The organism is Paracoccus salipaludis (assembly GCF_002287065.1).
Lineage (GTDB): Bacteria > Pseudomonadota > Alphaproteobacteria > Rhodobacterales > Rhodobacteraceae > Paracoccus > Paracoccus salipaludis.
The window spans coordinates 24,366-48,429 of sequence record NZ_NSJZ01000001.1 but is presented as its reverse complement, the minus strand read 5'-3'; the positions used below and the strand labels follow the sequence as shown (position 1 = coordinate 48,429).

The window sequence follows — 24,064 nt, the reverse complement described above, 5'->3', positions numbered from 1 at the left end:
CTTTGCGGTCTCATGTGGTGTCCCCGTGGATGGGCAAGGCTAGGCCGTGCAGGAAGCAAGGTCCAGACCGCCACCCTCACAGGATGAAGTCCTTTTCCGAGATCGCCTGCACCCCTTCGAGCAGAACCACGACATCGGCCAAGCGGTCGCCGTCCAGGTCCGCCTCGATCCGCAGCATGTCGCCCCTCGCGGTCCAGCGCAGTTCGGCGCCGGCGCCCGTGAAAGCCGACTGCTCCCTCACCGACGCCAGGCCGAGCGACGACAAGTCGATCCGGTCCGCACCGGACGAGAAGTCCGTGACCGCATCGGGGACCGAGATCTCGGGTCCCGAGGGGCCGAAGACAAAGACATCGGCCCCCGCGCCGCCGGTCAGCCTGTCGGCCCCGGTGCCGCCGTTCAGGCAGTCGGCGCCATCCCCGCCCAGAAGGGTATCGTCGCCCTCGCCCCCGTCCAGCCGGTCGTCGCCCGCTTCTCCCTCCAGCCAGTCGGTGCCGCCGCCGCCATTCAGCGCGTCGTCGTGATCGCCGCCCTTCAGCGTGTCATGACCCATGCCGCCGTCAAGCCCGTCGGCCCCGTGTCCGCCCAGCAGCAGGTCGTCGTCCTCGTCGCCGAACAGGTCGTCGTTCTCCCAGCTGCCGTCGAGCGTGTCGCGTCCCGCGCCGCCCCGAAGAAGATCCGCGCCGCCTTCTCCGATCATGATGTCGTTTCCGGGGTCGCCCGCCAGCGTGTCCGCGCCGGTGCCGCCCAGCAGCCGGTCGTCGCCCTCGCCTGCCGACAGGCTGTCGTTGCCTTCAGCGCCGCGCATGGTGTCGTTGCCCCGGCCCCCCAGGGCCCGGTCGTTGCCGCCATTGGCGATCAGGACGTCGTTGCCGTCCTCGCCCTCCAGATGGTCGTCGCTGTCGCCCCCGTGGATCGCGTCGTTCCCCGCCCCTCCGTGAAGCACGTCGCGTCCGCTGCCGCCGATGATCAGGTCGTCGCCGTCCCCGCCCAGGACGGTATCGTCGCCCGCGCCGCTGTTGATCCTGTCATGGCCCGCCCCGCCCGCCAGGATGTCCGCGCCGTCGCCCGAGCGCATCGTGTCCCCCCCGCTTCCGCCGGTCATGCTGTCATTCCCCGCGCCTCCGAACATCATGTTGTTGCCGGCATGGTCGCGAAAGACGTTGTTCCCCGACAGGTCCAGCAGGATGTCGTCACCCGCCCCGCCGATCAGCCGGTCGTCGCCTCCCATGCCGAACAGCCGGTCGTTGCCGTCGTCGCCCGACAGTTCGTCGGCCCCCGCCCCCGCGTTGATGCGGTCCTCGCCCGCCCCGCCGTAGATCCGGTCGTTGCCGCCCTGTCCGGCGATGCGGTCATGACCGCCCTCGCCCATGACGAGGTCGTGGTCCTCTCCCGCCAGGATCAGGTCGTCCATCCCGCCGCTGCGGATCGTGTCGTTGCCTCCTCCGCCCCAGATGGTGTCGTCGCCGTCGCGCGTGACGATGTTGTCGTGGCCGGTCCCGCCGCTGGCGTAATCCTCGAGCTCGCTGCCGAGGATCGTGTCGTTGCCGTTGTAGCCGTGGACGGCCGAGCCGCCGCGCGCCGCACTCAGCACGTCGGCGCGCGACGTGCCCAGGATGGTCGAGCGCACGTCGGGCGGCTGGTAATGGGCGATCGGGAACAGGCCGTTGTCGAAATCCGCGCCGCTCAGCGGGCGGCCGTTGTGGCTGCGCACCTCGATCACCGTGTCGCCGAAGCGGATCCGGACGCCCCAGTTCTGCGGGGTGAAGCGCAGCTGCGCGACCGAGCGCACCATTCCCAGCATCGACATGTCGATATCGTCGACACCCAGCTGGAAGTCGCGGATGGTGATGCGGCCCGACACCGGCAGCGGCACGAACAGGTCCGCCCCCGCCCCGCCGTAAAGGTCGATCGAGCGCGATCCCGCAATCAGGATGTCGTCGCCCGCGCCGCCCTCGATCCGGGTGGTGTTCAGCCCGCCCTGGATGAGGTCACTGCCGTCCGTGCCAAAATGGGCGCCGTCGGCCACGTGGCGCGTCTGATCGATCCGGCCGGGATCGAGGACGAACTGGCTGACGCCGCTTTCCGTCGCTGATCCCGCGAAGACGACGATCTTTCCGTCGATCACACGGATCGCCAGCGCCGACACATCCCTCAGTGCCGCGCGATTGTCGTCGGCGATGCTGTCCAGATGGATCAGCCGCCCGTCAGGGGTGATGGTGAACAGGCTCAGCCCGTCATCGGCGCCCCCCACCACCACGAAGGCGCGGCCGTCGATCGTCACTGCCTCCATCACGGTGGCGGACTGGAAGCGGGTCGTGCGTTCGTCGATGACGTGATCGACCGGCACCAGGCCGCCGCCGGGCAGGACGCGCACCGTCGTCAGCGAGGAACTGTGGGCTGAACTGACGACCAGGAAATGCCGCCCCTCGACCTCGACCGCGGCGATGTCGCGGGGACCGTTGAAGCCTGTGCCCCGGCCGGTGCCCACGAACTCGCCCGCGTCCAGGCGCCCGTCGGGCAGCACCTTGTGCGCCGCGACGAAGTTGCCCCGGATCGAGGCAGAGATGATCAGGTCCACGCCCCCGATGCGCAACGGCACCAGCGCGTCGATCTGGGCGTCGGCAGGCATCCGGGGCGGCGGGGCCGTCGTGCCCGCCTGCACGATCCGCCCGTCGTCCTCCTGTCGCCACAAGCTGAACACCGGCTGGTCATGGCGTGCGGCACAGATCATCGCCTGACCGCTGGCGGTGGTGAAGCTGCCCGCCTGCAGCAGGTCCGCCGGCAGCGCCGCGCGTTCCAGGCCCGCGTCCACCGCGCCTTGCCGGCCGTCCGGGTTCAACTGGCGCACCGCATCCGCGCCGTCTTGCAGCCCCGCGGGCAGCAGCGACACGCCGCCCGGGCGGTCCAGCAGGATCGCCTGCGGCTCGGACAGGTGGGCCAGTTGCCGGGGATATTCATAGCTGGCGATCGGCCGCGCTTGCTGGTCGCCCGCGGCCACGCCCCAGACCGACAGCCCGCCCCCCGCGTGGGTGGCGCCGACCAGAACGACGCGATCCCCCACCTGCCCCAGGGTCAGGTCGGTCAGGCTTCGGACGAAGCCCTGCGTGATTGTCGTGACATACCGGAACTCGACCATCCGCCCCGCCGATCGCCCTGGTGAAACCAGCGCTCAGCCTGCGGCGCATCCCTTAAGAAGGGGTGAGAAAACGGGGGGCCCGGAGCAGCTCTTTGCCTTGCATTCTAACCATCGCCGCGCCGGTAGGGGCCGAAGGCGGCGGTCTCGGCCATGTCGTCGCCTACGGCGTCCGCTTCCTGCGCGAGATATCCCTGCAAGGCCCTGCGGAAGCCCGCGTCGGCGACCCAGTGGATCGAATGGGTTTCGGCCGGCATGTAGCCGCGCGCGAGCTTGTGCTCGCCCTGCGCCCCGGCCTCGACGCGCGACAGGCGGTGTTCGATCGCCCAGTCGATCGCGCGGTGATAGCACAGTTCGAAATGCAGGAAGGGGTGGTCCTCGGTGCAGCCCCAGTAGCGGCCGTAAAGCGTCTCGCGCCCGATCAGGTTCAGCGCGCCCGCGACCGCGCGCCCGTCGCGTTCCGCCAGGAACAGCAGGCAGTCGTCGCGCATGGTCTGGTGCAGCAGGTCGAAGAAGGCGCGCGTCAGGTAGGGCCGGCCCCATTTGCGCCCGCCCGTGTCCTGGTAGAAGGTCCACATCGCGTCCCAGTGATGGGGCCGCAGGTCGTCGCCCGTCAGCGCGAGGATGCGCCCGCCGAAGGCATTGGCGCGCTCGCGTTCCTTGCGCAGCGCCTTGCGCTTGCGGCTGGACAGCGCGTCCAGGAAATCCTCGTAGCTGCCGTAGCCCGCGTTCTGCCAGTGGTACTGCGTCGTCGTGCGGCCCAGCCAGCCCTGCGCCTCGCCCAAGGCCCGCTCGGCCTCGGTGCAGAAGGTGACATGGACCGAGGACAGGTCCGCCCGCCCCGCGATCTGCGTCATCGCCGCCAGCAGCGCGGCCTGCACCTGCGGGTCATCCGCGATCAGGCGCGGCCCCGTGGCGGGGGTGAAGGGCACGGCGCATTGCAGCTTGGGGTAATACTGCCCGCCCGCGCGGCGCCAGGCATCCGCCCAGGCATGGTCGAAGATGTATTCGCCCTGGCTGTGGGTCTTGAGGTAAAGCGGCGCGACCCCCACCACCTTGTCCCCGCTGCGGGCGACCAGATGCGAGGGGTGCCAGCCCGTCCCCTTGCCGACCGACTTCGACTGTTCCAGCGCCAGCAGGAAGCGGTGCGTGGTGAAGGGATCGCCGCCCGGACCGCAGGCGTCCCACGCGGCGGCGTCCAGCGCGTCCACGCCGTGCAGGATGGAAACGGTCAGTTCGGCCATGGCGGGAAAGATAAGCCCCGGCCGGCGGGTTTCAACGCTGCCTGCGCGCCATGAAGGCCAGCCGCTCGAACAGGGCCACGTCCTGCTCGTTCTTCAGCAGCGCGCCATGCAGCTTGGGCAGCATCTCGTTCGGGGGCCGCTTGAGGTCCTCCGGCGTCAGGTCCTCGGCCAGGATCAGCTTGAGCCAGTCCAGGAACTCGCTGGTCGAAGGCTTCTTCTTCAGCCCCGGCGCTTCGCGCAATTCGAAGAACTGGGTCAGCGCCTCGTCCAGCAGGCGCTGCTTGAGGCCGGGGTAATGGACGCCGACGATCTGCTTCAGCGTCTCGGCATCGGGAAAGCGGATGTAATGGAAGAAGCAGCGCCGCAGGAAGGCGTCGGGCAGCTCCTTTTCGTTGTTCGAGGTGATGATGACGATAGGCCGATGGCGGGCCGCCACCGTCTCGCCGGTCTCGTAGACATGGAACTCCATCCGGTCGAGTTCCTGCAGAAGGTCGTTCGGGAACTCGATGTCGGCCTTGTCGATCTCGTCGATCAGCAGGACGACCTTGCCCGGCGCCTCGAAGGCCTGCCACAGCTTGCCCTTACGGATGTAGTTGGCAACGTCATGCACCCGCTCGTCGCCAAGCTGGCTGTCGCGCAACCGGCTGACGGCGTCGTATTCATACAGGCCCTGCTGCGCCTTGGTCGTGGACTTCACGTTCCATTCGATGATCGGCAGGCCGAGGCTGGCCGCCACCTGCCGGGCAAGCTCGGTCTTGCCCGTCCCCGGCTCTCCCTTGACCAGCAGCGGGCGTTCAAGCGTGACGGCGGCGTTCACGGCCAGCGCCAGGTCGGGGGGCGCCACGTAGCTTTCGGTCGAACGGAACTGCATGGATCGGTCCTTCTGGCAGGCAGGCTGATGGGCGGACAGGCCCGCGGACACTAGGGCGCGGGCCGCGCACGGGCAAGTTTTGCCCCCGCGTCACGCGACTATTTCCTTCCCCCTGCTCATCCTTTAAGGGGACGCCCAAAGGACCGGGCCGCGGACCTGTGCCCGCCCCGCGGAGGAGCCATGAAGCGCCAGACATTCCTTCCTGATGAATACCGTCCCGCCGAGGACGAGCCTTTCATGAACGAACGCCAGCTCGAATATTTCCGGCGCAAGCTGCTGGCATGGAAGCAGGAGCTTCTGGAGCAATCCGCCGAAACGCTGGAAGGGATGAAGGACAGCGCCCGCAACGTCCCCGACATCGCCGACCGCGCGTCCGAGGAAACCGACCGCGCGATCGAGCTGCGCACCCGCGACCGCCAGCGCAAGCTGGTCAGCAAGATCGACGCCGCCCTGCGTCGGATCGAGACGGGCGAGTTCGGCTATTGCGAGATGACGGGCGAGCCGATCAGCCTGCGCCGCCTGGACGCCCGCCCCATCGCCACGATGACGCTGGAAGCCCAGGAACGGCACGAGCGTCGCGAGCGGGTGCACCGGGACGACTGACCGCATCGCCTGCCGGTGGTGCCTGCCCTATGGCTGCGCCCCGAAGCAGGAGGTTCGAGCATGGCGGATCAGGGTCGCGGGGCGCTGTCGGGACGAAAGGCGGTCATCGTCGGCGGTGGCATCGGTGGGCTGACCGCTGCCCTGGCGCTGGCCCGGCGCAGCGCCCGCGTCACCGTCCATGAACGCGCCGGCGCCTACCGCGAGGTCGGCGCGGGCATCCAGGTCAGCCCCAACGCGGGCCGCGTGCTGGACGCGCTGGGCCTGGGGGATACCTTCCATGCCGCCTCCGCACCCTCTCATGGCGTCGAACTGCGCGATGCCGGGGGCGCCCTCGTCCTGGCGATGGACTTCACCCGCGCCCGTCCGCAGGCGAGCTTCCGGACCATCCACCGTGCCCGGCTGCTGCAGGTCCTGGAGGAGGCCGCGCGTGCGGCCGGCGTCGAGATCCGGCTCGATTCTCCCGTCGAGACGCTGCCCGAAGCGTCGCTGCTGATCGGCGCGGACGGGCTGCACAGCCGGGTCCGTCTGGCGCTGAACGGACCCGAGACGCCCTTCTTCACCGGCCAGACCGCCTGGCGGGCCATCATCCCGGCAGAAGACAACGCCCGCCCCGTGTCGCAGGTCTTCATGGGGCCGGGGCGGCACATGGTCAGCTATCCGCTGGGATTCGGGCAGCGCAACCTCGTCGCGGTGATCGAGCGCGACGACTGGACCGCCGAAAGCTGGTCGCAGACCGACAATCCGCAGAACCTGCGCCGCGCCTTCGCGGGCTTCGGCGGCCCGGTGCCGGATTGGCTGGCACAGGTGACGGACACCGGCCTCTGGGGCCTATTCAGGCATCAGGTCGCGGCGCGCTGGCAGGACGGCACCCGCGCGATCCTTGGCGACGCGGCCCATCCGACGCTGCCCTTCCTTGCCCAAGGCGCCTGCATGGCGATCGAGGATGCCTGGGTGCTGGCTGCCTGCCTCGACGCGGACCCCGACCAGCCCCGGGCGCTGGCCCGCTATCAGGCGCTGCGCCGCGACCGCTGCACCCGCATCGTCGCGGCGGCCACGGCGAATGCGCGGAACTATCATCTTTCGGGTCCGAGACGCCTCGCAGGCCATACTGCGCTCAGGCTCGCCAACCACCTCGCCCCCCGCGCGGTATTCGAGCGATTCGCCTGGGTCTATGACCACGACGCCACTGCCCTGGCGTGAGGGGCCAGGTTCTTCTTCGTCCAGATATCCCGCGGGGGTTCGGGGGCGCGAAGCCCCCGCTCCGACGTTTCCGCTCAGGCGGCGGCCTTCTCGACCGCCGCGACGATGCCATCGACCACTTCGCGCAGGACCGTCTCGTCCTCGGCCTCGGCCATGACGCGGATCAGGGGCTCGGTGCCCGACTTGCGGATCAGGACGCGGCCCGATTTCGCCAGCCGCGCCTCGGCCGCGGCGATCTCGGCGCGCACGGCCTCGGCCGACAGGGGATCGGCCCCGGCCTTGTAGCGGACGTTCTTCAGCATCTGCGGCACGGGCGTGAACTGGCGCACCAGCTCGCTGGCCGGCCGCCCGCTGTCGGCCAGCGCCGCCAGGAACTGAAGCCCCGCGATCAGCCCGTCGCCGGTGGTGGCATAGTCGGTCATCACGATATGGCCCGACTGCTCGCCGCCGAGGTTGAAGCCCTGCCCCCGCATCCGTTCCACCACATAGCGGTCCCCGACGGCGGTGCGTTCCAGCCGCAGGCCCCGGCCGATCAGGAAGCGTTCCAGCCCGAGGTTCGACATCACGGTCGCCACAAGCGCGCCGCCCCGCAGGCGACCCTCGTCGGCCCAGCGGCCCGCCAGCAGCGCCATGATCTGGTCGCCGTCGGCCACGGCCCCCGTTTCATCGATGATCATCACCCGGTCGGCGTCGCCGTCGAGGCTGATGCCCATGTGCGCGCCATGTTCCAGCACCGCCGCCGCGGCGGCCTGCGGGTGGGTGGACCCCACGCCGTCGTTGATGTTGAAGCCGTCCGGGTCCACGCCCAGCGGGATTACCTCGGCGCCAAGCTCCCACAGGACCTCGGGGGCGGCGCGATAGGCCGCGCCGTTGGCGCAGTCGATGACGACCTTCAGCCCGTCCAGCCGCTGGCCCTGCGGAAAGGTGGTCTTGGCATATTCGACATAGCGTCCGCGCCCGTCGTCGATCCGCTTGGCCCGGCCGATCTTGGCGGGCGGGGCGAGCGGGATGTCGGCCGACAGGATCGCCTCGATCTCGGCCTCGGCCTCGTCGGACAGCTTGAAGCCGTCGGGGCCGAAGAACTTGATGCCGTTGTCCTCGGCGGGGTTGTGGCTGGCCGAGATCATGATGCCCACGTCCGCCCGCATCGACCGCGTCAGATAGCCCACGGCGGGCGTCGGCACCGGTCCCAGCAGCAGCACGTTCATGCCCGTGCTGGTCAGCCCCGCCGTCAGCGCGTTTTCCAGCATATAGCCCGACAGCCGGGTATCCTTGCCGATCACCACGCGATGCCCGTTGGTGCCGTCGCCCCGGAAATAGCGCCCGGCGGCCGCGCCCAGGCGCAGCGCCATCTCGGCCGTCATCGGGTGGCTGTTGGCGCGCCCCCGCACGCCGTCGGTGCCGAAAAGCTTCCTGCTCATGCCTCTGCCCCTTTTATCGCCTGCCACAGGGCAAGCCCTTGTCTGGTTCCCGCCACGTCATGGACGCGGTGGATCTGGATGCCCTGCTGGGCCGCCGCCAGCGTCACCGCCAGGCTGCCCGGGTCGCGCTGCGCGGCCGTTTCCGTCCCCCCGAGCGTTCCCACGAAGCGCTTGCGCGAGGCCCCCAGCAGCACCGGAACGCCCAGGCCATGATACAGCGAAATGCGCCGCAGGATGGCCAGGTTATGCTCCAGCGTCTTGCCGAAGCCGATGCCGGGGTCGATCACGATCCGGTCACGGGGGACGCCCGCAGCTTCGGCGCGCGCGATGCGCTCGGCCAGCGCGTCATAAACGTCCAGCAGCACGTCGCCGTAGCGCGGATCGTCCTGCATGTTTTCCGGCAGCCCCCGGGCGTGCATCAGGCAGACGGCCGCGCCCGTTTCCGCCGCCGCCGCCGCCATGCCGGGGTCGAAGTCGAAGCCCGAGACATCGTTGACCAGTCCCGCCCCGGCCGCCACTGCGGCGCGCGCCACCTCGGCCTTGCGCGTGTCCACCGAGACCGCCGCCTCGCGCGACAGCGCCCCGATCGCCGGGCGGGTGCGGGCGATCTCCTCGGGGACAGGCACGGCGGCCGCGCCCGGGCGGGTCGATTCGCCGCCGATGTCGAGGATATGCGCGCCTTCCGCGATCAGCGCGCGCCCGTGGGCGATCCCGCCGTCCTCGTTCCAGCGCCCGCCGTCGGAAAAGCTGTCCGGCGTCACGTTGACGATGCCCATGATGCGCGGCGCATCCATGGACAGGCCCAGCACGGGCGGGCGGGGAGCGGTCAGCGCCCCGATCACCTCGAGCGGCGCGTCCTGGACGACTCGGGCTGCGGTGCCGCGCTCCAGCAGTTCGAAAGAGGAAAAGCCGGTCCAGCCGCCGGCAAGGCGCCAGCGGCCACCGGACAGGTCGGGAATGGGGCGGAAATACTGGATGGACATGCTGTATCGGCTCGGATCAGCGACTCATGCCGCCGTGCCGGTTGCGCCGCAAGGCTCAGGCACCCAGCAGCACCGAGGGGATGCGGAAACCCGCCGCCTCGGGTGGCAGCGCCGCGCCCTCGGGCAGGGCCCAGTCGATGCGGGGGGCGTCGAGCCTGTCCGCCAGCCACAGGGCCAGCAGCCCGGGCGTGGCGGGCACATCGGCATCGGCGGCCATCCGGCAGGGCGCCCAGACGACGGCAAGGCCGTTCGCTGCCGCCCAGTCGATCTCGGTCCGGCTGTCCGCCACATCGAGGCCCAGGGCACCGGCCAGCGCCCAGGCGCCCTGGTCCAGCGCAAGCAGCGCGATGCGCCGCTGGTCCCCGCCCTGCGGCACCGACAGGCCGGGCGCGGGCGGCACGATCACCAGCGGGCCCGGGGGCAGCGCGATCCGCCGCCCCATGACCAGCAGCGCCGGGCGCGCCGCCTGCGCTTGCACTTCGACCTGCGCCGTCCGGCGCGTCAGCGTCACGCCCAGCGCGCCCGGCACGCGGTCCAGCTTCTCGATCGTGACCGTCACCTCGGCGGCCTGCGGATGCGTCAGCACCTGCGCCGCGATCCGCTCGGCCAGCGTTTCCAGCAGGTCATAGCGCCGGTCGGCCAGCCCGTCGGCCACGGCCGCCACCAGCACGTCGTAACTGAGGATGGCATCCACCTCGTCCCCCGCCCCGGTCACGGGCCGGGCCAGCGCGACCTCGAGCGAGAAGCGCAGGCGCTGGGTCTGGCCACGCTCGCTCTGGAACGCGCCGATGTCGGCGGCAACGACGTGGTCGCGCAGGTGGATGCGGTCGGGTCTGTTCATGGGCGCCAGTTGAAACGAACGCGGCCCCGCCGCAAGGGCGGGGCCGCAGTATCTGCACCAAGCAAGCCTCAGTTCGAGGCGATGCGCTGCCCGCCACGCCGATAGAAGACATGGGCGCCGATCTTCGTCGTGCGGGTGAACCGCTTGGCCCAGGACGGCTTGGCATAGGTGGTGTGGAAATAGGTGGCCCCGCCAGTCAGGTTGCGCGGTGCCCCGGCCAGCGCCTCGGAGGCGACCCTTTGCGCGCGCTGGAAGGCCGCGCGGTCACGGATCTTGCCGACCTTGCCCTTGTAGCTGAACTGCTTGGGCTGGTTGATGACGCCGCAGACCGACTTGGGGAAGGCGGGATGGTCGACGCGGTTCAGGATGACTTCGGCCACGGCGCGCTGGCCCTTGACCGACTCTCCGCGCGCTTCGTGATACAGTGCCTCGGTCAGGCACTGCAGGGAGGCGCGCGAGGTTCCGCCCGCCTTGGCCTGGATCAACCGCTCGGGGCCGCCCGCGGCTGCACGCGGGTTCTGGGCCTGTGCCGTGGCGGGAAGCGCCAGTGCGATACACACTCCGACGTGCGCCAGCCATTTCAGCAGCTTGCTCATGAAGGGTCCTGTTGTTGCCATTCCTTTCGCCATGGACCCGGAAAAGTCCCTGGCGGCTGGCGACGGTCATGCGCCGCGGGTTCCCTGCCGCGCTACAGAAAGAAACCGCAAAGGCCGGAAACGGGGCAAAATGGGCGTTTTCCGGCAGGTTCCTGCCGACATGAAATGGCCCCTTCGGCGAAAATCGGCGCTCAGGCGCCGTGCAGGGACCCCGAGGCCGAGGGGGCGCGGGCGACAAGATCGCGGTCTTCGCGCACCGATTCAGCAAGCCTGGACAGAATCGCCTCCTGCGCGGCGGCCAGCCGTGCGACAGGGACGCGGAAGGCCGAGCAGCTGACATAGTCCAGCCCGGCGCGCTGGCAGAAGGCGATGGATTCAGGATTGCCCGCATGTTCGCCGCACATGGCGACGGTGATCCCCGGCCTGCGCGCCCGTGCCCGTTGGGCGCCGGTCAGGACCAGTTCGCCCACGCCCTCCTGGTCGAGGATGTGAAAGGGATCCTCGGCATAGACCCCCTGCGCGACATAGCTGCCCATGAAGCGCGCCGCGTCGTCACGCGACAGCCCGTAGGTCATCTGGGTCAGGTCGTTCGTCCCGAAGGACAGAAAGGCGCAATGTTCGGCGATGTCACCCGCCCGCAGCGCGGCGCGGGGCGTTTCGACCATGACGCCCAGGCGATAGGTGAACTCGGCCCGGGTTTCGGCACGGACGGCGGCGGCGATGCCGTCGATGCGGTGGCGGACCAGTTCGACCTCGCGCATGGCGCTGACCAGGGGGATCATGATCTCGGGCACGACGCCGTGGCCGTCGCGGCCGACCTCGATGGCGGCCTCGAAGATGGCGCGGGCCTGCATCTCGTAGATTTCGGGCATGGTGATGCCCAGGCGCACGCCGCGCATCCCCAGCATGGGGTTGTATTCCGCCAGCGCCTCGACCCGGCGCACCACGTCCGACAGGGGCAGGTCCAGCGATTCCGCAAGCTCCCGCATCCCCTCGCGGTCATGGGGCAGGAACTCGTGCAGGGGCGGGTCGAACAGGCGGATGGTGACGGGATAGCCGTCCATGATGCGGAACAGCGTGGTGAAGTCCGTGCGCTGCATCGGCAGCAGGCGGTCGAGCGCAAGCCGCCGGTCCTCGGCCCGGTCCGCGAAGATCATCTCGCGCATGGCGGGCAGGCGCTCGTCGTCGAAGAACATGTGCTCGGTGCGGCAAAGCCCGATGCCCTGCGCGCCGAAGCGGCGGGCGCATTGGGCGTCCTGCGGCGTGTCGGCATTGGCCCGCACCTTCATCGTGCGCGCGGCGTCGGCCCATTCGAGCAACTGGTTGAAGCTGTCGTCCAGCGCCGGCTCCAGCATGGCGGCCGCGCCCGCCAGCACCTCGCCCGAGGTGCCGTCCACGGTGATCTCCTCGCCCTCGCGGAAGCTGCGGCCCCCGGCGTGCAGGACACGGCCGCGCAGGTCGATCGCCAGCCCCGAGGCGCCCACGATGCAGGGCAGTCCCAGCCCCCGCGCGATCACCGCAGCATGGCTGGACATGCCGCCGCGCTCGGTCAGCACCGCGACCGAGGCGTGCATCCCCCGGATGTCCTCGGGAAGCGTCTCGCGGCGCACCAGCACGCAGGATTCGTCCCGCGCCGCGGCGGCCTGGGCGGCGGCGGCGGAAAAGACGATGCGGCCGGTGGCGGCGCCGGGACTGGCGGCCATGCCCCGGGTGATCAGGTCGCGCGGCGCACGCGGATCGACCTGGTGGTGCAGAAGGTCCGTCAGAGCGCGCGGCTGGACCCGCATCACCGCCTGTTCCGGCGGGATGATGCCGTCGCGCGCCAGGCCCACCGCGATGCGGACGGCCGCGCGCGAGGACCGCTGCACCCGGATCGCGTCGATGATCGACAACCGGCTGTCGGCCACCACGAATTCGATCTGCATCTCTTCCTTCAGCCGCTCGCGGGCGGCCACGCCGAACCGGACGAGGTCGGCGAAGACCCCGGGCGCGGCTTCCTCGAGCGAGGGGCCGCGCGCATCGCGGGTCAGAAAGATCGATTCGGCGTCATGGCGCTGCGCGCGCCCCTGGGTCTGGCCGCGGAAGCGCCCGGTGATGCGGGGATCGCCCGTCACGCTGTCGATGAACTGGATGGTGCCCGAGCCGGTCACACCCGGTCCCAGCGCCAGCGCCATGTCCTGCACCACCAGCCCCAGCGGCGCGTCCGCAGGCGCGCCCTTGGCCTGCCGCAGCAGCCGGGCGGTCGGCCCTTCCCAGGCACGGGCCATGGACCGCAGCACCTCGACCAGCTGCCGCTCGGGGTCCTGCGGAAACTCCTCGTCGGTCTCGTCCCTGTAGCTGCGCAGCGCCTCGGCCAGCGTCGCGTCAGAGTCGCTGAACATGTCGGGGTCAAGCCGCGCGACATGGATCGCATAGGCCTGGACGAAGCCGCGATAAAGCGCATCCGCCGCCTCGGGCCCCAGCGTCTTGGTCAGCTCGGCATGGCGGGCGGCGTTCATGCCGACGTTCAGCATGGACCTCGGCCCGCCCCATTCGGGGTCCAGCGCCGAGGGCCGCACGCTTAGAAGCCCGCCCGAGTTGCCGGTCAGGCGCCCCAGGTCCGCGCCCGGCAGCCGCCGGCCCGCCGCGATGGCGCGGACGGCGGCGGCGGGAATGGCGAAGCTGCGCGGAACCGGCAGGTCCATGCGGATCAGCCGCTGCAGGCATTTCGCCCGCCAGCCGTGGGTGGCGGTCTCGACCCGCGCGGAGGGGGTGATCTCGACAATGGAAAGGTCAGCGGGCTGGTCCATGGCCCGGCACCCTAAGCCCCGCCCCGTTCGGCGGGCAAGAGAGAACGCCGCGGCCGCGCTCAGGCGGCCAGGTCCACCCAGACGGGAACGTGGTCGCTGGGCTTCTCGCCCGCCCGCTGGTCGCGGTCGATGCCCGCGCCGCGCATCAGGTCGGCGGCCTGCGGCGACAGCAGCAGATGGTCGATGCGGATGCCGTGGTCGCGTTCCCACGACTGGCGCTGGTAGTCCCAGAAGGTGAAGGGGCCGCGCGTGGCATGGGGATCGGTGACGCGGATGGCATCGGTCCAGCCCTGGTTGACGATCCGGCGGAAGGCCGCGCGGCTTTCGGGCAGAAACAGCGCATCCTCGACCCAGGCGTCGGGCCTGGCGGCGTCGCGAGGCTCGGGGATGATGTTGTAGTCCCCCAGCATCACCACCGGCGCTTCCGTTTCAAGCAGTTCCGCCGAGCGTTGCCGCAGGCGTTCCATCCACGCCAGCTTGTAGTCGTATTTCGGCCCCGGCGCAGGGTTGCCGTTGGGCAGGTAAAGGCCCGCCACGGTGACGGCATGGGTGTCGCCCATCACCACGGCCTCGATCCAGCGGGCCTGCTCGTCCGTGTCGTCGCCCGGCAATCCGCGGCGCACCTCCTCGACGGGCAGGCGCGACAGGACGGCGACGCCGTTCCAGCTTTTCTGGCCATGGGTCCAGACGCGCCAGCCCAGGTCCTCGATGATCCCGGAGGGGAAGCCCTCGTCCACGGTCTTGATTTCCTGCAGCACGACCACATCGGGCTGCGCCTCGGGCAGCCAGGCGGTCAGCTGGTGCAGCCGCGCCTTGATCCCGTTGACGTTGAAACTGGCGATCTTCATGGCCGCGACCCTAAGCCGGGTCCGGGAAGGGGGCAAGGACCAGCACAGGAACCCGCCAGCACAGCCGGGGTTGAGCGATTTACCAATAAAGTAAAGGACATCGCCATGTTCCAGCTTGAAACCCCCCTGCTTGAACTGATCGCGCGCGGCGCGTTTCTGTTCATCCTGTTCATGGTTCTGTTCCGGCTGCTGCCGCGCCGCACGGGGGGCGAGCTTGCACCGATGGACCTGGTGTTTCTGCTGCTGATCACAGAGGCGGCTTCGCATTCGCTGGGGGACTACAGCTCGGTTGCGGATGGCACGGTGCAGATCGTGACGATGCTGGCGCTGAACTACCTGACCAACCAGCTGTCGTTTCACTTCCGCTGGTTCGAGCAGCTGATCGAGCACCGGCCCTTGCAGATCATCAGGGACGGTCAGACGATTCCCCGCGCCCTGCGCAAGGAGCTTCTGACCCCCGAGGAACTGATGGGCCACCTGCGCCTGAATGGCGTGGACGACATCTCGCAGGTCCGCTCGGCCCATGTGGAAAGCGACGGACGGCTCAGCGTCGTGACAACAGACAGCGGCGGCGGCGGCGAAGGCGACGCCAGCGGCAGCGCCGCCGCGTGAGCCCGGAGGCGCCCGTCACTCGGCCAAGGGCGGGGTGACGATCAGCTTGTCGATGCGCATGGCGTCCATGTCGACCACCTCGACCGTCCAGCCCTGGTGATGGAACATGTCGCCCGCGCGGGGGATGCGGTTGATGATGGACAGCACCATGCCGGCCACGGTGTTAAAATCGCCCTCGGGAAGGGGAAAGCCGGTCTCTCCGGCGAATTCGTCCGCGCTTTCGCCACCCGAAACGAGCCACGAGCCGTCGGCGCGGCGCACCATGTCCGGCTCGTCCCCCTCGGCGTCGGCGAAGTCGCCGGTGATGGCCTCCAGCAGGTCCATCGCGGTGATGATGCCCTGGAAATGGCCGTATTCGTCATAGACCAGCACCATGCGCGAGGGCGTAGCGCGCATGACCTCGATCACCGACAGCGCGTCGGCGGCGTCCAGGACGGTGGGCGCCTCGCGCATCAGCGCGCGCAGGTCGGGCTTTTCCACCCCGATCAGGTCGCGCAGGGCCACGACGCCCAGGATCTCGTCGTCCGATCCTTCCGTCACGGGCAGGCGCGAAAACCGGGCGCTGCGGGCCTTTTCCACGACCACCTCGGGCGGGTCGTTCACGTTGATCATCTCGACGTCGCGGCGCGGCGTCATCATCGCGGCGGCGGAGCGGTCGGCCACGCGCATCACGCCCGCGATCATGCCGCGCTCGCCTTCCATCAGCACGCCGGCCTGCGTGGCCTCGGCGATGGTCATGCGCACTTCCTCGTCGGTGATCGCGCGGTCCGAGCTGTTGTCGATCCCGATCAGCCGCAGCACCAGCCGCGCGCCCGTGTCGAGGAACCAGACCAGGGGGGTGCCGATCTTTGCCACCATCCGCATCGAGGGCGCCACACGGGCGGCGATCCCTTCGGGGCTCGACATGGCGATCTGCTTGGGCACCAGCTCGCCGATGATGACCGACAGGGCGGTGATGGCGGTCACGACCAGGAAGACGCCCAGCGACTGCGCCACGCTGTAGGGCACCCCGGCCGCCACAAGGGCGGTGCCTACGCGCGCGCCCAGGGTCGCCCCCGAAACCGCACCCAGCAGCACGCCGACCAGGGTGATGCCGATCTGGACGGCGGACAGGAACTTGCCGGGATGCTCCAGCAGGTCCAGCGCCGCCTGCGCGCCGCGATTGCCCTTTTCGGCCATGCTGGTCAGGCGCGCGGGGCGCGAGGACACGACGGCAAGCTCGGACATCGACAGCACGCCATTGAGGATGGTCAGGCCGACGATCAGCAGGATCTCGAGGATCATGGGGCGTCAGATCGAGAAGGACGTGCCGCAGCCGCAGGACGAGCTGGCGTTCGGGTTGTCGATGGTGAAGCGCGCGCCGATCAGCTCGTCCGACCAGTCGATCCTGGCGCCGGCAAGGAAGGGCAGCGAGACCGGATCGACGACCACGCGCTGGCCTTCGCCTTCCAGCACCAGGTCCTCCGCGGCGGGTTCGTCCATACGGATGTCGTACTGGAAGCCCGAGCAGCCGCCGCCGAGGACGGCCACGCGCAGCGCCGGCCCCGGTCCGCCTGCGTTGATCTCGGCCAGCCGCGCAAAGGCGCGGGGCGTGACCATCGGTGGCAGGTTCATGGGGCGTTCCCGTTTCGTTGAGGTTTCCCAGACTATAGGGTCGCGGACGCACTGCCGCAAGGAACCCGCCCGATGGTTGCCGTCCTGCCCGCCCCCTATGCCTGCCAGCCGGGCGAAAGCCGGGGCCGCCTTCACCCCGAGGAACTGTCCACCTTCCGCAGCCCCTGGCAGCGGGACCGCGACCGGATCATCCATTCCTCGGCCTTCCGGCGGCTCAAGCACAAGACGCAGGTCTTCGTGGAACATGACGGCGACGAATACCGCGGCGATTATTACCGCACCCGCCTGACCCACACGATCGAGGTCGCGCAGGTCGCCCGCACCATCTCGGCCGCGCTGGGCCTGAACACGGACCTGGCCGAGGCGGTGGCGCTGGCCCATGACCTCGGCCACCCGCCCTTCGGCCATACGGGGGAAGACGCGCTGGCCGCCCTGATGGCGCCCTACGGCGGCTTCGACCACAACGCGCAGTCGCTGCGGATCGTGACGCGGCTGGAACGCCATTACGCGGGCTTCGACGGGCTGAACCTGACGTGGGAGACGCTGGAAGGCATCGCCAAGCACAACGGCCCCGTCGCCGCCCCCTACCCCTGGGCGCTGGCCGAGGTGAACGCCGCCTGGGACCTGCGCCTGTCCACCTATGCCAGCGCCGAGGCGCAGGTGGCCGCGGTCGCCGACGACGTGGCCTACAACCACCACGACCTGCACGACGGGCTGCGCTCGGGCCTGTTCACGGAAGCGGACCTGATGGATCTGCCGCTGATCGGTCCCGCCTTCGCCGAGGTGGACCGCCGCCATCCGGGGCTTGCGGTGATGCGCCGCCGGCACGAGGCGCTGCGCCGCGTCTTCGGCGTCATGGTCGAGGATGTGATCGCCGTGGCCCAGGGCCGGATCGAGGCCGCCCAGCCGCAAAGCGCCGAGGCGATCCGCCTGATGGACGGTCCGATCATCCGCTTCTCGAAGCCGCTGTACCAAAGCCTCAAGTCGATCAAGCAGTTCCTGTTCCAGCGGATGTATCGCGCCCCCTCGGTGATGGAGGAACGCGCCCGCGTCACCGCCATCCTGAACACGATCTTCCCCATGATGCTGGACGACCCCCGCCTGATGCCCGAGGACTGGCAGGCCGAGGCGCTGGGCGCGGGGGACCGCACCGCCTGCGCCCGGGTGGTGCTGGACTACATCGCCGGGATGACCGACCGCTTCGCCATCGCCGAATGGCGGCGGCTGACGGGCGGGGCGGACTGACCGCCCTCAGCGCAGGAAGATCAGCGCCATTCCCGTGACGGCGATCAGCGCGCCCGCCCAGCTTGCGGCGGGCGGGCGTTCCCCGGTGACCACCCAGAGGACCGGCAGGATCAGCACCGGCGACAGCGCCGACAGGGTGGACACGATCCCGACCTTGCCGCCCTGCAGCGCGAACAGCAGCAGCGTCATGCCGATCACCATCGCCAGCAGCCCCGACAGCCCGATCTGCGCCGCGCCCCTGCGCGACAGCCGGCCCGTCGGCCGCGCCGCGCCAAGCGGCAGCCGCGTCAGCGTGCCCAGGCACAGCACCGCCACCACCACCCGCACCAGCGAGGCCACCATGGGATCCAGCCCCGCCGCCATCGCCGGCCGCGCGATCAGCGACCCCGAGGCCTGCCCCAGCGCCGCCAGAAGCCCGAAGGCGATGCCCTGCCAGATCGGTCCCTGCACCCGTTCCAGGTGATTCGACGGCGCCCGACCCAGAACGCAGATCGCGACCCCGGTCGCGCAAAGGGCCACCCCGGCTGCGCCCTGCGGCGACAAGGTCTCTCCCAGCACCGCCCAGCCCAGCACCGCCGCCATCGGCGCGTTCATCGCGAACAGCGCCCCGGTCCGGCGCGGGCCCAGGCGCCGCAGCGCGAAGAACAGCACCGTGTCGCCCATGAAGACGCCGACGAACCCGGACAGCGCCAGCACCGGCAGCAGCGCGGGATCGGTCCCGTTCCAGGCGCCCGACAGCAGGACCAGCCCGCCCAGGACCAGGGTGACGAAGCACTGCCGGTAAAGGTTGAAGGCGAAAGGCCCCACCTCGGCCACCGGCCGCGCGGCCAGAAGCCCCGTCAGCGCCCAGCAGGCCGCCGCGCCAAGTGCCGCAAGCTCATGAATCGGCACTTCCGGCCCGTCCCCCGCTCGTTTGCGCAACTGCTAGCGCGGGCGTTGAACCTGGGCAATGATCGCCGCGTTCGACCGCGAACCAACTCAGGAGAAGCGACATGGCGATCACCAAGACCGGCTCGGCCCGCTGGCAGGGCGGAATCAAGGACGGCAAGGGCGAGGTTTCGACCGAATCCGGCGCGCTGTCGGGTCTGGCCTACGGCTTCAACACCCGCTTCGAAGGCGCGCCCGGCACCAACCCCGAGGAACTGATCGGCGCCGCCCACGCCGCCTGCTTCAGCATGGCGCTGTCGGGACAACTGGAAAAGGCGGGCGTCAAGGACGCGCGGATCGAAAGCTCGTCGGCGGTGACGCTCGAGAAGCAGGGCGACGGCTTTGCCATCACTAGGGTCCACCTGACCGCGCGGGTTTCGGGCCAGGGCGACGAAGCCGCCATCCGCCAGGCCGCCGAGGCCGCCAAGTCCGGCTGCCCCGTCAGCAAGGTGCTGAACGCCGAACTGACGATGGACCTGACGGTGGGCTGACGAAAACCCATTCCGCGGCGCGGCTTGGGGCCGCGCCGCCTTGCCGTGAATCGCAGGGGCAGCCTGGGCGGCTGGCCTTGTATGGGCTGCCTTCTGCACTGTGGCGCTGGGCAGGATCGCCATGGGGAACAGGCCGCCCAAGGGCCGTGGCAATCCCATGTTCCGCAGGAACGGTGCCGGGTCGTTCTTCCTGAAACTTCCTCGTCCCCTGCAGGTTATAGGAAGGACATCGGAAAAGGGGACACCTCATGGCGCCGGAACCCAAGCCCTCGCGCGGCATGCCACGCTCGCTGCTTTACGCCCTCATCCCCGGAGGGTTCCTGCTGCTCGTCGTGCTCATGCTGGTGTTTGGACGGGCCGAACAGGAAGAGGCCGGACCGCCGGGCGAGGTCGGGACGACCGCCCCCGCGACAGGCACGGCGGCGGAACGGGCGGCGGAACCGTCGCAGTAAGCCCCCCGGCCCCAGCCTGAGCCAGCCGTGGCTCGACGATGGCCACGGCTTCTCGTGGCCGCATGACCGCCTGCCAGAGCACGCGAGGCCACGGGGTGATCAGGCCTTCGGCTTCCGCGCCCGGCATCATGGGCAAGGGTCGGGTGCAAGAGGCCGGCAGCCTTTCGCAGGCGGTGTTCAGACCATCATTTCCTTGGTCGCCGTCAGCTTCAGCTCGGGATGGTCGCGCTGCACGCGGTCGATGTCCCACTGCAGCCGGGTCAGATAGACCAGGTCGCCGTCGTTGTCGGTCGCCATGTGCTGCTTGTTCGTCTGCGCGAACTTCTCGACCGCGTCCTTCGGACCCGAAAGCCACCGGGCCGAGGTGAACTGCGAGGATTCGAAGCGCACGGGCAGTCCGTATTCCTGCTCGATCCGGCTGGCCAGCACGTCGAACTGCAGCGCGCCCACGACGCCCACGATGAAGCCCGAGCCGATCATCGGGCGGAAGACCTTGGCCGCGCCTTCCTCGGCGAACTGCATCAGCGCCTTTTCCAGGTGCTTGGCCTTCATCGGGTCGCCCGCGCGCACCGTCTGCAGAAGCTCGGGCGCAAAGGACGGGATGCCGGTGAAGCGCAGCGCCTCGCCTTCGGTCAGCGCGTCGCCGATGCGCAACTGGCCATGGTTCGGGATGCCGATGATGTCGCCGGCCCAGGCTTCCTCGGCCAGCTCGCGGTCGGCGGCGAGGAACAGGACCGGGTTCGATACCGCCATGGGCTTCCTGGACCGCACGTGCAGCAGCTTCATGCCCCGCTCGAAGTGCCCCGAGGCCAGGCGCACGAAGGCCACGCGGTCGCGGTGCTTGGGGTCCATATTGGCCTGCACCTTGAAGACGAAGCCCGCGACCTTCTCCTCCTCCGGCGCGATCTCGCGCTCGGCCGCGTTCTGCGGCTGGGGCTGGGGGCCGAACTCGCCAATGCCGACCATAAGCTCCTTGACGCCGAAGCTGTTGATGGCGCTGCCGAACCAGATGGGCGTCATGTGCCCTTCCAGGAAGGACTTGCGGTCGAAGGCAGGCAGCAGCTCGCGCGCCATCTCGACCTCTTCCCGCAGCTTTTCCAGCAGGTCGGCGGGCACGTGCTCGGCCAGCTTCGGATCGTCGAGGCCGGAAATCTTGATCGACTCGGCCACGCGGTTGCGGTCGGCGCGGTCCATCAGTTCCAGCCGGTCGTGCAGCAGGTCGTAGGTGCCCAGGAAGTCCCGGCCCGAGCCGATGGGCCAGCTTGCCGGGGCCACGTCGATGGCCAGGTTTTCCTGGATCTCGTCGATGATGGCGAAGGTGTCGCGCGATTCCCGGTCCATCTTGTTGCAGAAGGTCAGGATCGGCAGGTCGCGCATCCGGCAGACCTCGAAGAGTTTCCGGGTCTGGCTTTCGACGCCCTTGGCCCCGTCGATCACCATGATCGCGGCGTCCACGGCGGTCAGCGTCCGATAAGTGTCTTCCGAAAAGTCCGAGTGGCCGGGGGTGTCCACGAGGTTGAAGCGGTATTGCCCGAAGTCGAAGGACATGGCCGAGGCCGAGACCGAGATCCCCCGGTCCTGCTCCATCTTCATGAAGTCCGAGCGCGTGCGCCGCGCCTCGCCCTTGGCGCGGACCTGGCCGGCCATCTGGATCGCGCCCCCGAACAGCAGGAACTTCTCGGTCAGCGTGGTCTTGCCGGCGTCCGGGTGCGCAATGATCGCGAAGGTCCGGCGGCGGGCGATTTCGGGCGGAAGTTGGGGGCGATTGTCCAGCATGGGCGGCATGTAGCGTTCAAAACCGCTTCCCGCAACGGAGGGAACCGCCCGAAAGGCGCATGACCTTCGGGCGGTTCCATGTTTCGCGGTGGTCCCGGGCGCGGTTACGACCGGACCAGCGCCTCGTAGCCTTCGGCGATCTTGCGGGTGGTCGGGCCGACCTGGAAGTGCCAGTTCTCGCCGATCTGGGCGACAGGAGTCACCTCGGCGGCCGAGCCGGTCAGGAAGCATTCCTGGAAGCTGTCCACTTCCTCGGGCAGGATGTGGCGCTCATGCACCGTCATGCCCGCGTCCTTGCACATCTGGATGATGGTCTGCCGGGTGATGCCGTTCAGGAAGGCGTCGGCCAGCGGCGTGTGGATTTCCCCGTCCTTCACGAAGAAGACATTGGCGCCGGTCGCCTCGGCCACATAGCCGCGATAGTCCATGAACAGCGCGTCGGAGCAGCCCTTCCGCTCGGCCGCGTGCTTGGACATGGTGCAGATCATGTAAAGCCCCGCCGCCTTGGCCGCCGCCGGGATCGTCTCGGGGCTGGGGCGCTTCCATTTCGAGATGTCGAGCTTGGCGCCCTGCCACTTGGCGTCGCCGTAGTAGCTGCCCCATTCCCAGGTGCAGATGGCCAGCCGCACCGGGTTGTGGCTGGCGGCGACCCCCATGTCGGGACCGGCGCCGCGGAAGGCCAGCGCGCGGACATAGGCGTTGGTGAAGCCGTTGGCCTCGAGCACCTGGCGCTTGGCCGCGCAGATCTGCTCGGCGGTCCAGGGGATCTCCATGTCGATCAGCTCGCCCGACTTCAGCAGGCGTTCCGAATGCTGGCGCGACTTGAAGATCTTGCCGTCATAGCAGCGCTCGCCCTCGAAGACGGCACTGGCGTAATGCAGCGCATGGGTCAGGACATGGACCTTGGCGTCGCGCCAGTCGACCAGCTCCCCATCCATCCAGATCTTGCCGTCGCGGTCTTCGTAGCTGCCTGCCATGATCCCCATGACCCCCGTCTTTTCGGAATGTTTCGCGCGACCCCGCCAAGTCGGCAAAAAGTTGCGCCGGAGGCAAGGCGTAGAGATTGATTCTTGGAAAGTCAACAAGGCTGCCCTATCCTTGCACAGACCCCCGGCAACAAGGACGCGGCAAACCGGAATGAGAAACGACCCCCATCCCATTCCCGGCGGCGAAAGCCTGCTGTTCCTGACCGACGACCAGATCCGGCGGGGGATCGAGGCGATGTATTTCGCCTATCGCGCCTTCACGGCGGACCCCGACCTGATCCTCGAGGAAATCGGCTATGGCCGGGCGCACCACCGGGCGCTGCATTTCATCACCCGCGATCCCGGCCTGACGGTGACGGCACTGCTGGAGGTGCTGGGCGTCACCAAGCAGTCGCTGAACCGCGTGCTGCGGACGCTGATCGAGGACGGGCTGGTGGACAGCCGGGTGGGCCGCCGCGACCGGCGCGAGCGCCAGCTTCACCTGACCGAGAAGGGCGTGGCGCTGGAACGCCGCCTGTCCGAGGCCCAGCGCGCCCGCGTCCGCGCCGCCTATCGCGCCGCCGGGCCGCAGGCGGTGGCAGGCTTCCGGCAGGTGCTGGAAGCGATGATGGACGGCGAGATGCTGGCGCAGTTCCGCGCACTGCGCGAGGCGCCGGACCAGCGGCTGGCCCCCCGCCGCGCGGGGTCTGCCGGATGAGCACGCCCGAAACGCATCTGCTGATCGTCGATGACGACGAGCGCATCCGCACGCTGCTGCGCCGCTTTCTGGTGCGCAACGGCTATTACGTCACGGCGGCGCGCGACGCCGCGCAGGCCCGCCGCCTGCTGGCGGGGCTGGAGTTCGACCTGATCGTGCTGGACGTGATGATGCCGGGCGAGGACGGCATCACGCTGACCCGATCGCTGCGGCGCCACAGCCAGACGCCCATCCTGCTGCTGACGGCCAAGGGCGACACCGACGACCGGATCACGGGGCTGGAAGCGGGGGCGGACGACTACCTGCCCAAGCCCTTCGAGCCGCGCGAGCTTCTGCTGCGCATCGCGGCGATCCTGCGCCGCGTGCCCACGGTCGAAAGCCGCGGCCCCAAGTTCCTGACCTTGGGCCCCATGCGCTTCGACACCGCCAAGGGCGAGCTGTGGAACGGCGACACGCCCATCCGCCTGACCGGCAGCGAGCAGACGCTGATGCGGCGGCTGGCCGAAACGCCCGGCGAGGCCGTGGACCGCCCCACGCTGATCGAGGAACTGGGGCGCGAACCCGACGACACGGGCGAGAACTCGGACCGCGCCATCGATGTCCAGATCACCCGCCTGCGCCGCAAGATCGAGCCCGACCCGCGCGAGCCGCGCTATCTGCAGACGGTGCGCGGCATGGGCTACATGCTGGTGCCGGACTGAGGCGGAGCCTTTGCGTCACCGCCGCAAGCGGGGG

The 24,064-nt window shown here is 69.6% G+C and carries 22 protein-coding genes; 8 read left to right on the top strand and 14 right to left on the bottom strand.

The genetic code is table 11. The annotated features are described in order from the left end of the window. Positions 1-76: 76 nt before the first annotated feature. The 3 genes from CK240_RS00235 to CK240_RS00225 form a co-directional block, all read right to left on the bottom strand. Positions 77-3,136: a calcium-binding protein gene (locus tag CK240_RS00235; RefSeq protein WP_240517216.1), complete on the bottom strand. Its 3,060-nt coding sequence runs from the start codon at positions 3,134-3,136 to the stop codon at positions 77-79. 104 nt (positions 3,137-3,240) lie between these two features. After that, a complete protein-coding gene (locus tag CK240_RS00230; RefSeq protein ID WP_095638343.1) occupies positions 3,241-4,377 on the bottom strand; it encodes a GNAT family N-acetyltransferase in 1,137 nt (378 codons plus the stop codon). A 31-nt stretch (positions 4,378-4,408) separates the two neighbouring features. Continuing rightward, on the bottom strand, positions 4,409-5,248 hold the full coding sequence (locus CK240_RS00225; protein ID WP_095638342.1) for an AAA family ATPase: 840 nt from the start codon (positions 5,246-5,248) through the stop codon (positions 4,409-4,411). Positions 5,249-5,428: 180 nt separating this feature from the next. On the opposite strand from CK240_RS00225, the gene dksA reads away from it, so the two are divergent. Together dksA and CK240_RS00215 are read left to right on the top strand one after the other, a co-directional pair. Continuing rightward, positions 5,429-5,851, top strand: a complete 423-nt coding sequence (dksA, locus tag CK240_RS00220; RefSeq protein WP_095638341.1) for an RNA polymerase-binding protein DksA — start codon at positions 5,429-5,431, stop codon at positions 5,849-5,851. A gap of 60 nt (positions 5,852-5,911) precedes the next feature. Then, complete coding sequence (locus CK240_RS00215; RefSeq protein WP_095638340.1) at positions 5,912-7,051, top strand: FAD-dependent monooxygenase; 1,140 nt, start codon at positions 5,912-5,914, stop codon at positions 7,049-7,051. A 74-nt stretch (positions 7,052-7,125) separates the two neighbouring features. Here CK240_RS00215 and glmM read toward each other — a convergent pair whose 3' ends face one another. The 6 genes from glmM to xth form a co-directional block, all read right to left on the bottom strand. After that, positions 7,126-8,472 carry a phosphoglucosamine mutase gene (glmM, locus tag CK240_RS00210; RefSeq protein ID WP_095638339.1) on the bottom strand — a complete coding sequence of 449 codons (1,347 nt, stop codon included), beginning with the start codon at positions 8,470-8,472 and terminating at the stop codon, positions 7,126-7,128. Next, positions 8,469-9,449, bottom strand: coding sequence for a dihydropteroate synthase (gene folP, locus CK240_RS00205; protein ID WP_420818596.1), 981 nt, complete (start codon positions 9,447-9,449; stop codon positions 8,469-8,471). Before folP ends, glmM begins: the two co-directional genes overlap by 4 nt. Positions 9,450-9,510: 61 nt before the next feature. Beyond that, positions 9,511-10,296: a dihydroneopterin aldolase gene (locus CK240_RS00200; protein ID WP_095638337.1), complete on the bottom strand. Its 786-nt coding sequence runs from the start codon at positions 10,294-10,296 to the stop codon at positions 9,511-9,513. Positions 10,297-10,364: 68 nt separating this feature from the next. Then, complete coding sequence (locus CK240_RS00195) at positions 10,365-10,892, bottom strand: cell wall hydrolase (RefSeq protein ID WP_095638336.1); 528 nt, start codon at positions 10,890-10,892, stop codon at positions 10,365-10,367. 191 nt (positions 10,893-11,083) lie between these two features. Then, on the bottom strand, positions 11,084-13,681 hold the full coding sequence (locus tag CK240_RS00190; protein WP_095638335.1) for a putative PEP-binding protein: 2,598 nt from the start codon (positions 13,679-13,681) through the stop codon (positions 11,084-11,086). 59 nt (positions 13,682-13,740) lie between these two features. Continuing rightward, positions 13,741-14,529 carry an exodeoxyribonuclease III gene (xth, locus tag CK240_RS00185; RefSeq protein WP_095638334.1) on the bottom strand — a complete coding sequence of 263 codons (789 nt, stop codon included), beginning with the start codon at positions 14,527-14,529 and terminating at the stop codon, positions 13,741-13,743. 105 nt (positions 14,530-14,634) lie between these two features. Between xth and CK240_RS00180 the strand changes: the two genes are divergently transcribed. Continuing rightward, positions 14,635-15,141: a DUF421 domain-containing protein gene (locus tag CK240_RS00180; RefSeq protein ID WP_095638333.1), complete on the top strand. Its 507-nt coding sequence runs from the start codon at positions 14,635-14,637 to the stop codon at positions 15,139-15,141. A gap of 15 nt (positions 15,142-15,156) precedes the next feature. Here CK240_RS00180 and CK240_RS00175 read toward each other — a convergent pair whose 3' ends face one another. Then, positions 15,157-16,425 carry a hemolysin family protein gene (locus CK240_RS00175; protein WP_095638332.1) on the bottom strand — a complete coding sequence of 423 codons (1,269 nt, stop codon included), beginning with the start codon at positions 16,423-16,425 and terminating at the stop codon, positions 15,157-15,159. A gap of 6 nt (positions 16,426-16,431) precedes the next feature. After that, entirely contained in the window at positions 16,432-16,755 is a 324-nt protein-coding gene (locus CK240_RS00170; RefSeq protein ID WP_095638331.1) for a HesB/IscA family protein, read from the bottom strand. A gap of 84 nt (positions 16,756-16,839) precedes the next feature. Between CK240_RS00170 and CK240_RS00165 the strand changes: the two genes are divergently transcribed. Then, entirely contained in the window at positions 16,840-18,000 is a 1,161-nt protein-coding gene (locus CK240_RS00165; protein ID WP_095638760.1) for a deoxyguanosinetriphosphate triphosphohydrolase, read from the top strand. 6 nt (positions 18,001-18,006) lie between these two features. Here the strand turns inward: CK240_RS00165 and CK240_RS00160 are convergent, their stop codons facing one another. Continuing rightward, on the bottom strand, positions 18,007-18,891 hold the full coding sequence (locus CK240_RS00160; protein WP_095638330.1) for a DMT family transporter: 885 nt from the start codon (positions 18,889-18,891) through the stop codon (positions 18,007-18,009). A gap of 107 nt (positions 18,892-18,998) precedes the next feature. Between CK240_RS00160 and CK240_RS00155 the strand changes: the two genes are divergently transcribed. Further along, a complete protein-coding gene (locus tag CK240_RS00155; RefSeq protein WP_276303269.1) occupies positions 18,999-19,418 on the top strand; it encodes an OsmC family protein in 420 nt (139 codons plus the stop codon). Positions 19,419-19,666: 248 nt separating this feature from the next. Next, complete coding sequence (locus tag CK240_RS00150; RefSeq protein ID WP_095638328.1) at positions 19,667-19,870, top strand: hypothetical protein; 204 nt, start codon at positions 19,667-19,669, stop codon at positions 19,868-19,870. Between the two features lie 177 nt (positions 19,871-20,047). Here CK240_RS00150 and CK240_RS00145 read toward each other — a convergent pair whose 3' ends face one another. Both CK240_RS00145 and CK240_RS00140 read right to left on the bottom strand, forming a co-directional pair. Continuing rightward, positions 20,048-21,646 (bottom strand): peptide chain release factor 3, encoded by a 1,599-nt coding sequence (locus CK240_RS00145; RefSeq protein WP_095638327.1) that lies wholly within the window; start codon positions 21,644-21,646, stop codon positions 20,048-20,050. A 104-nt stretch (positions 21,647-21,750) separates the two neighbouring features. Then, positions 21,751-22,623: a branched-chain amino acid aminotransferase gene (locus tag CK240_RS00140; RefSeq protein WP_095638759.1), complete on the bottom strand. Its 873-nt coding sequence runs from the start codon at positions 22,621-22,623 to the stop codon at positions 21,751-21,753. Between the two features lie 160 nt (positions 22,624-22,783). Between CK240_RS00140 and CK240_RS00135 the strand changes: the two genes are divergently transcribed. Next, the gene (locus tag CK240_RS00135; RefSeq protein ID WP_095638326.1) at positions 22,784-23,329 is read left to right on the top strand and encodes a MarR family winged helix-turn-helix transcriptional regulator; all 546 of its coding nucleotides are present in this window, start codon (positions 22,784-22,786) and stop codon (positions 23,327-23,329) included. Then, a complete protein-coding gene (locus CK240_RS00130; RefSeq protein WP_095638325.1) occupies positions 23,326-24,030 on the top strand; it encodes a response regulator in 705 nt (234 codons plus the stop codon). The genes CK240_RS00135 and CK240_RS00130 overlap by 4 nt, the downstream gene beginning before the upstream one ends. Positions 24,031-24,064: the final 34 nt, after the last annotated feature.

What these genes read in the sequence shown, in the direction of transcription:
- CK240_RS00235 (WP_240517216.1), bottom strand. Translation starts at nt 3,136, where the DNA reads ATGGTCGAGTTCCGGTATGTCACGACAATCACGCAGGGCTTCGTCCGA.
- CK240_RS00230 (WP_095638343.1), bottom strand. Translation starts at nt 4,377, where the DNA reads ATGGCCGAACTGACCGTTTCCATCCTGCACGGCGTGGACGCGCTGGAC.
- CK240_RS00225 (WP_095638342.1), bottom strand. Translation starts at nt 5,248, where the DNA reads ATGCAGTTCCGTTCGACCGAAAGCTACGTGGCGCCCCCCGACCTGGCG.
- dksA (WP_095638341.1), top strand. Translation starts at nt 5,429, where the DNA reads ATGAAGCGCCAGACATTCCTTCCTGATGAATACCGTCCCGCCGAGGAC.
- CK240_RS00215 (WP_095638340.1), top strand. Translation starts at nt 5,912, where the DNA reads ATGGCGGATCAGGGTCGCGGGGCGCTGTCGGGACGAAAGGCGGTCATC.
- glmM (WP_095638339.1), bottom strand. Translation starts at nt 8,472, where the DNA reads ATGAGCAGGAAGCTTTTCGGCACCGACGGCGTGCGGGGGCGCGCCAAC.
- CK240_RS00200 (WP_095638337.1), bottom strand. Translation starts at nt 10,296, where the DNA reads ATGAACAGACCCGACCGCATCCACCTGCGCGACCACGTCGTTGCCGCC.
- CK240_RS00195 (WP_095638336.1), bottom strand. Translation starts at nt 10,892, where the DNA reads ATGAGCAAGCTGCTGAAATGGCTGGCGCACGTCGGAGTGTGTATCGCA.
- CK240_RS00190 (WP_095638335.1), bottom strand. Translation starts at nt 13,681, where the DNA reads ATGGACCAGCCCGCTGACCTTTCCATTGTCGAGATCACCCCCTCCGCG.
- xth (WP_095638334.1), bottom strand. Translation starts at nt 14,529, where the DNA reads ATGAAGATCGCCAGTTTCAACGTCAACGGGATCAAGGCGCGGCTGCAC.
- CK240_RS00180 (WP_095638333.1), top strand. Translation starts at nt 14,635, where the DNA reads ATGTTCCAGCTTGAAACCCCCCTGCTTGAACTGATCGCGCGCGGCGCG.
- CK240_RS00175 (WP_095638332.1), bottom strand. Translation starts at nt 16,425, where the DNA reads ATGATCCTCGAGATCCTGCTGATCGTCGGCCTGACCATCCTCAATGGC.
- CK240_RS00170 (WP_095638331.1), bottom strand. Translation starts at nt 16,755, where the DNA reads ATGAACCTGCCACCGATGGTCACGCCCCGCGCCTTTGCGCGGCTGGCC.
- CK240_RS00150 (WP_095638328.1), top strand. Translation starts at nt 19,667, where the DNA reads ATGGCGCCGGAACCCAAGCCCTCGCGCGGCATGCCACGCTCGCTGCTT.
- CK240_RS00145 (WP_095638327.1), bottom strand. Translation starts at nt 21,646, where the DNA reads ATGCTGGACAATCGCCCCCAACTTCCGCCCGAAATCGCCCGCCGCCGG.
- CK240_RS00140 (WP_095638759.1), bottom strand. Translation starts at nt 22,623, where the DNA reads ATGGCAGGCAGCTACGAAGACCGCGACGGCAAGATCTGGATGGATGGG.
- CK240_RS00135 (WP_095638326.1), top strand. Translation starts at nt 22,784, where the DNA reads ATGAGAAACGACCCCCATCCCATTCCCGGCGGCGAAAGCCTGCTGTTC.
- CK240_RS00130 (WP_095638325.1), top strand. Translation starts at nt 23,326, where the DNA reads ATGAGCACGCCCGAAACGCATCTGCTGATCGTCGATGACGACGAGCGC.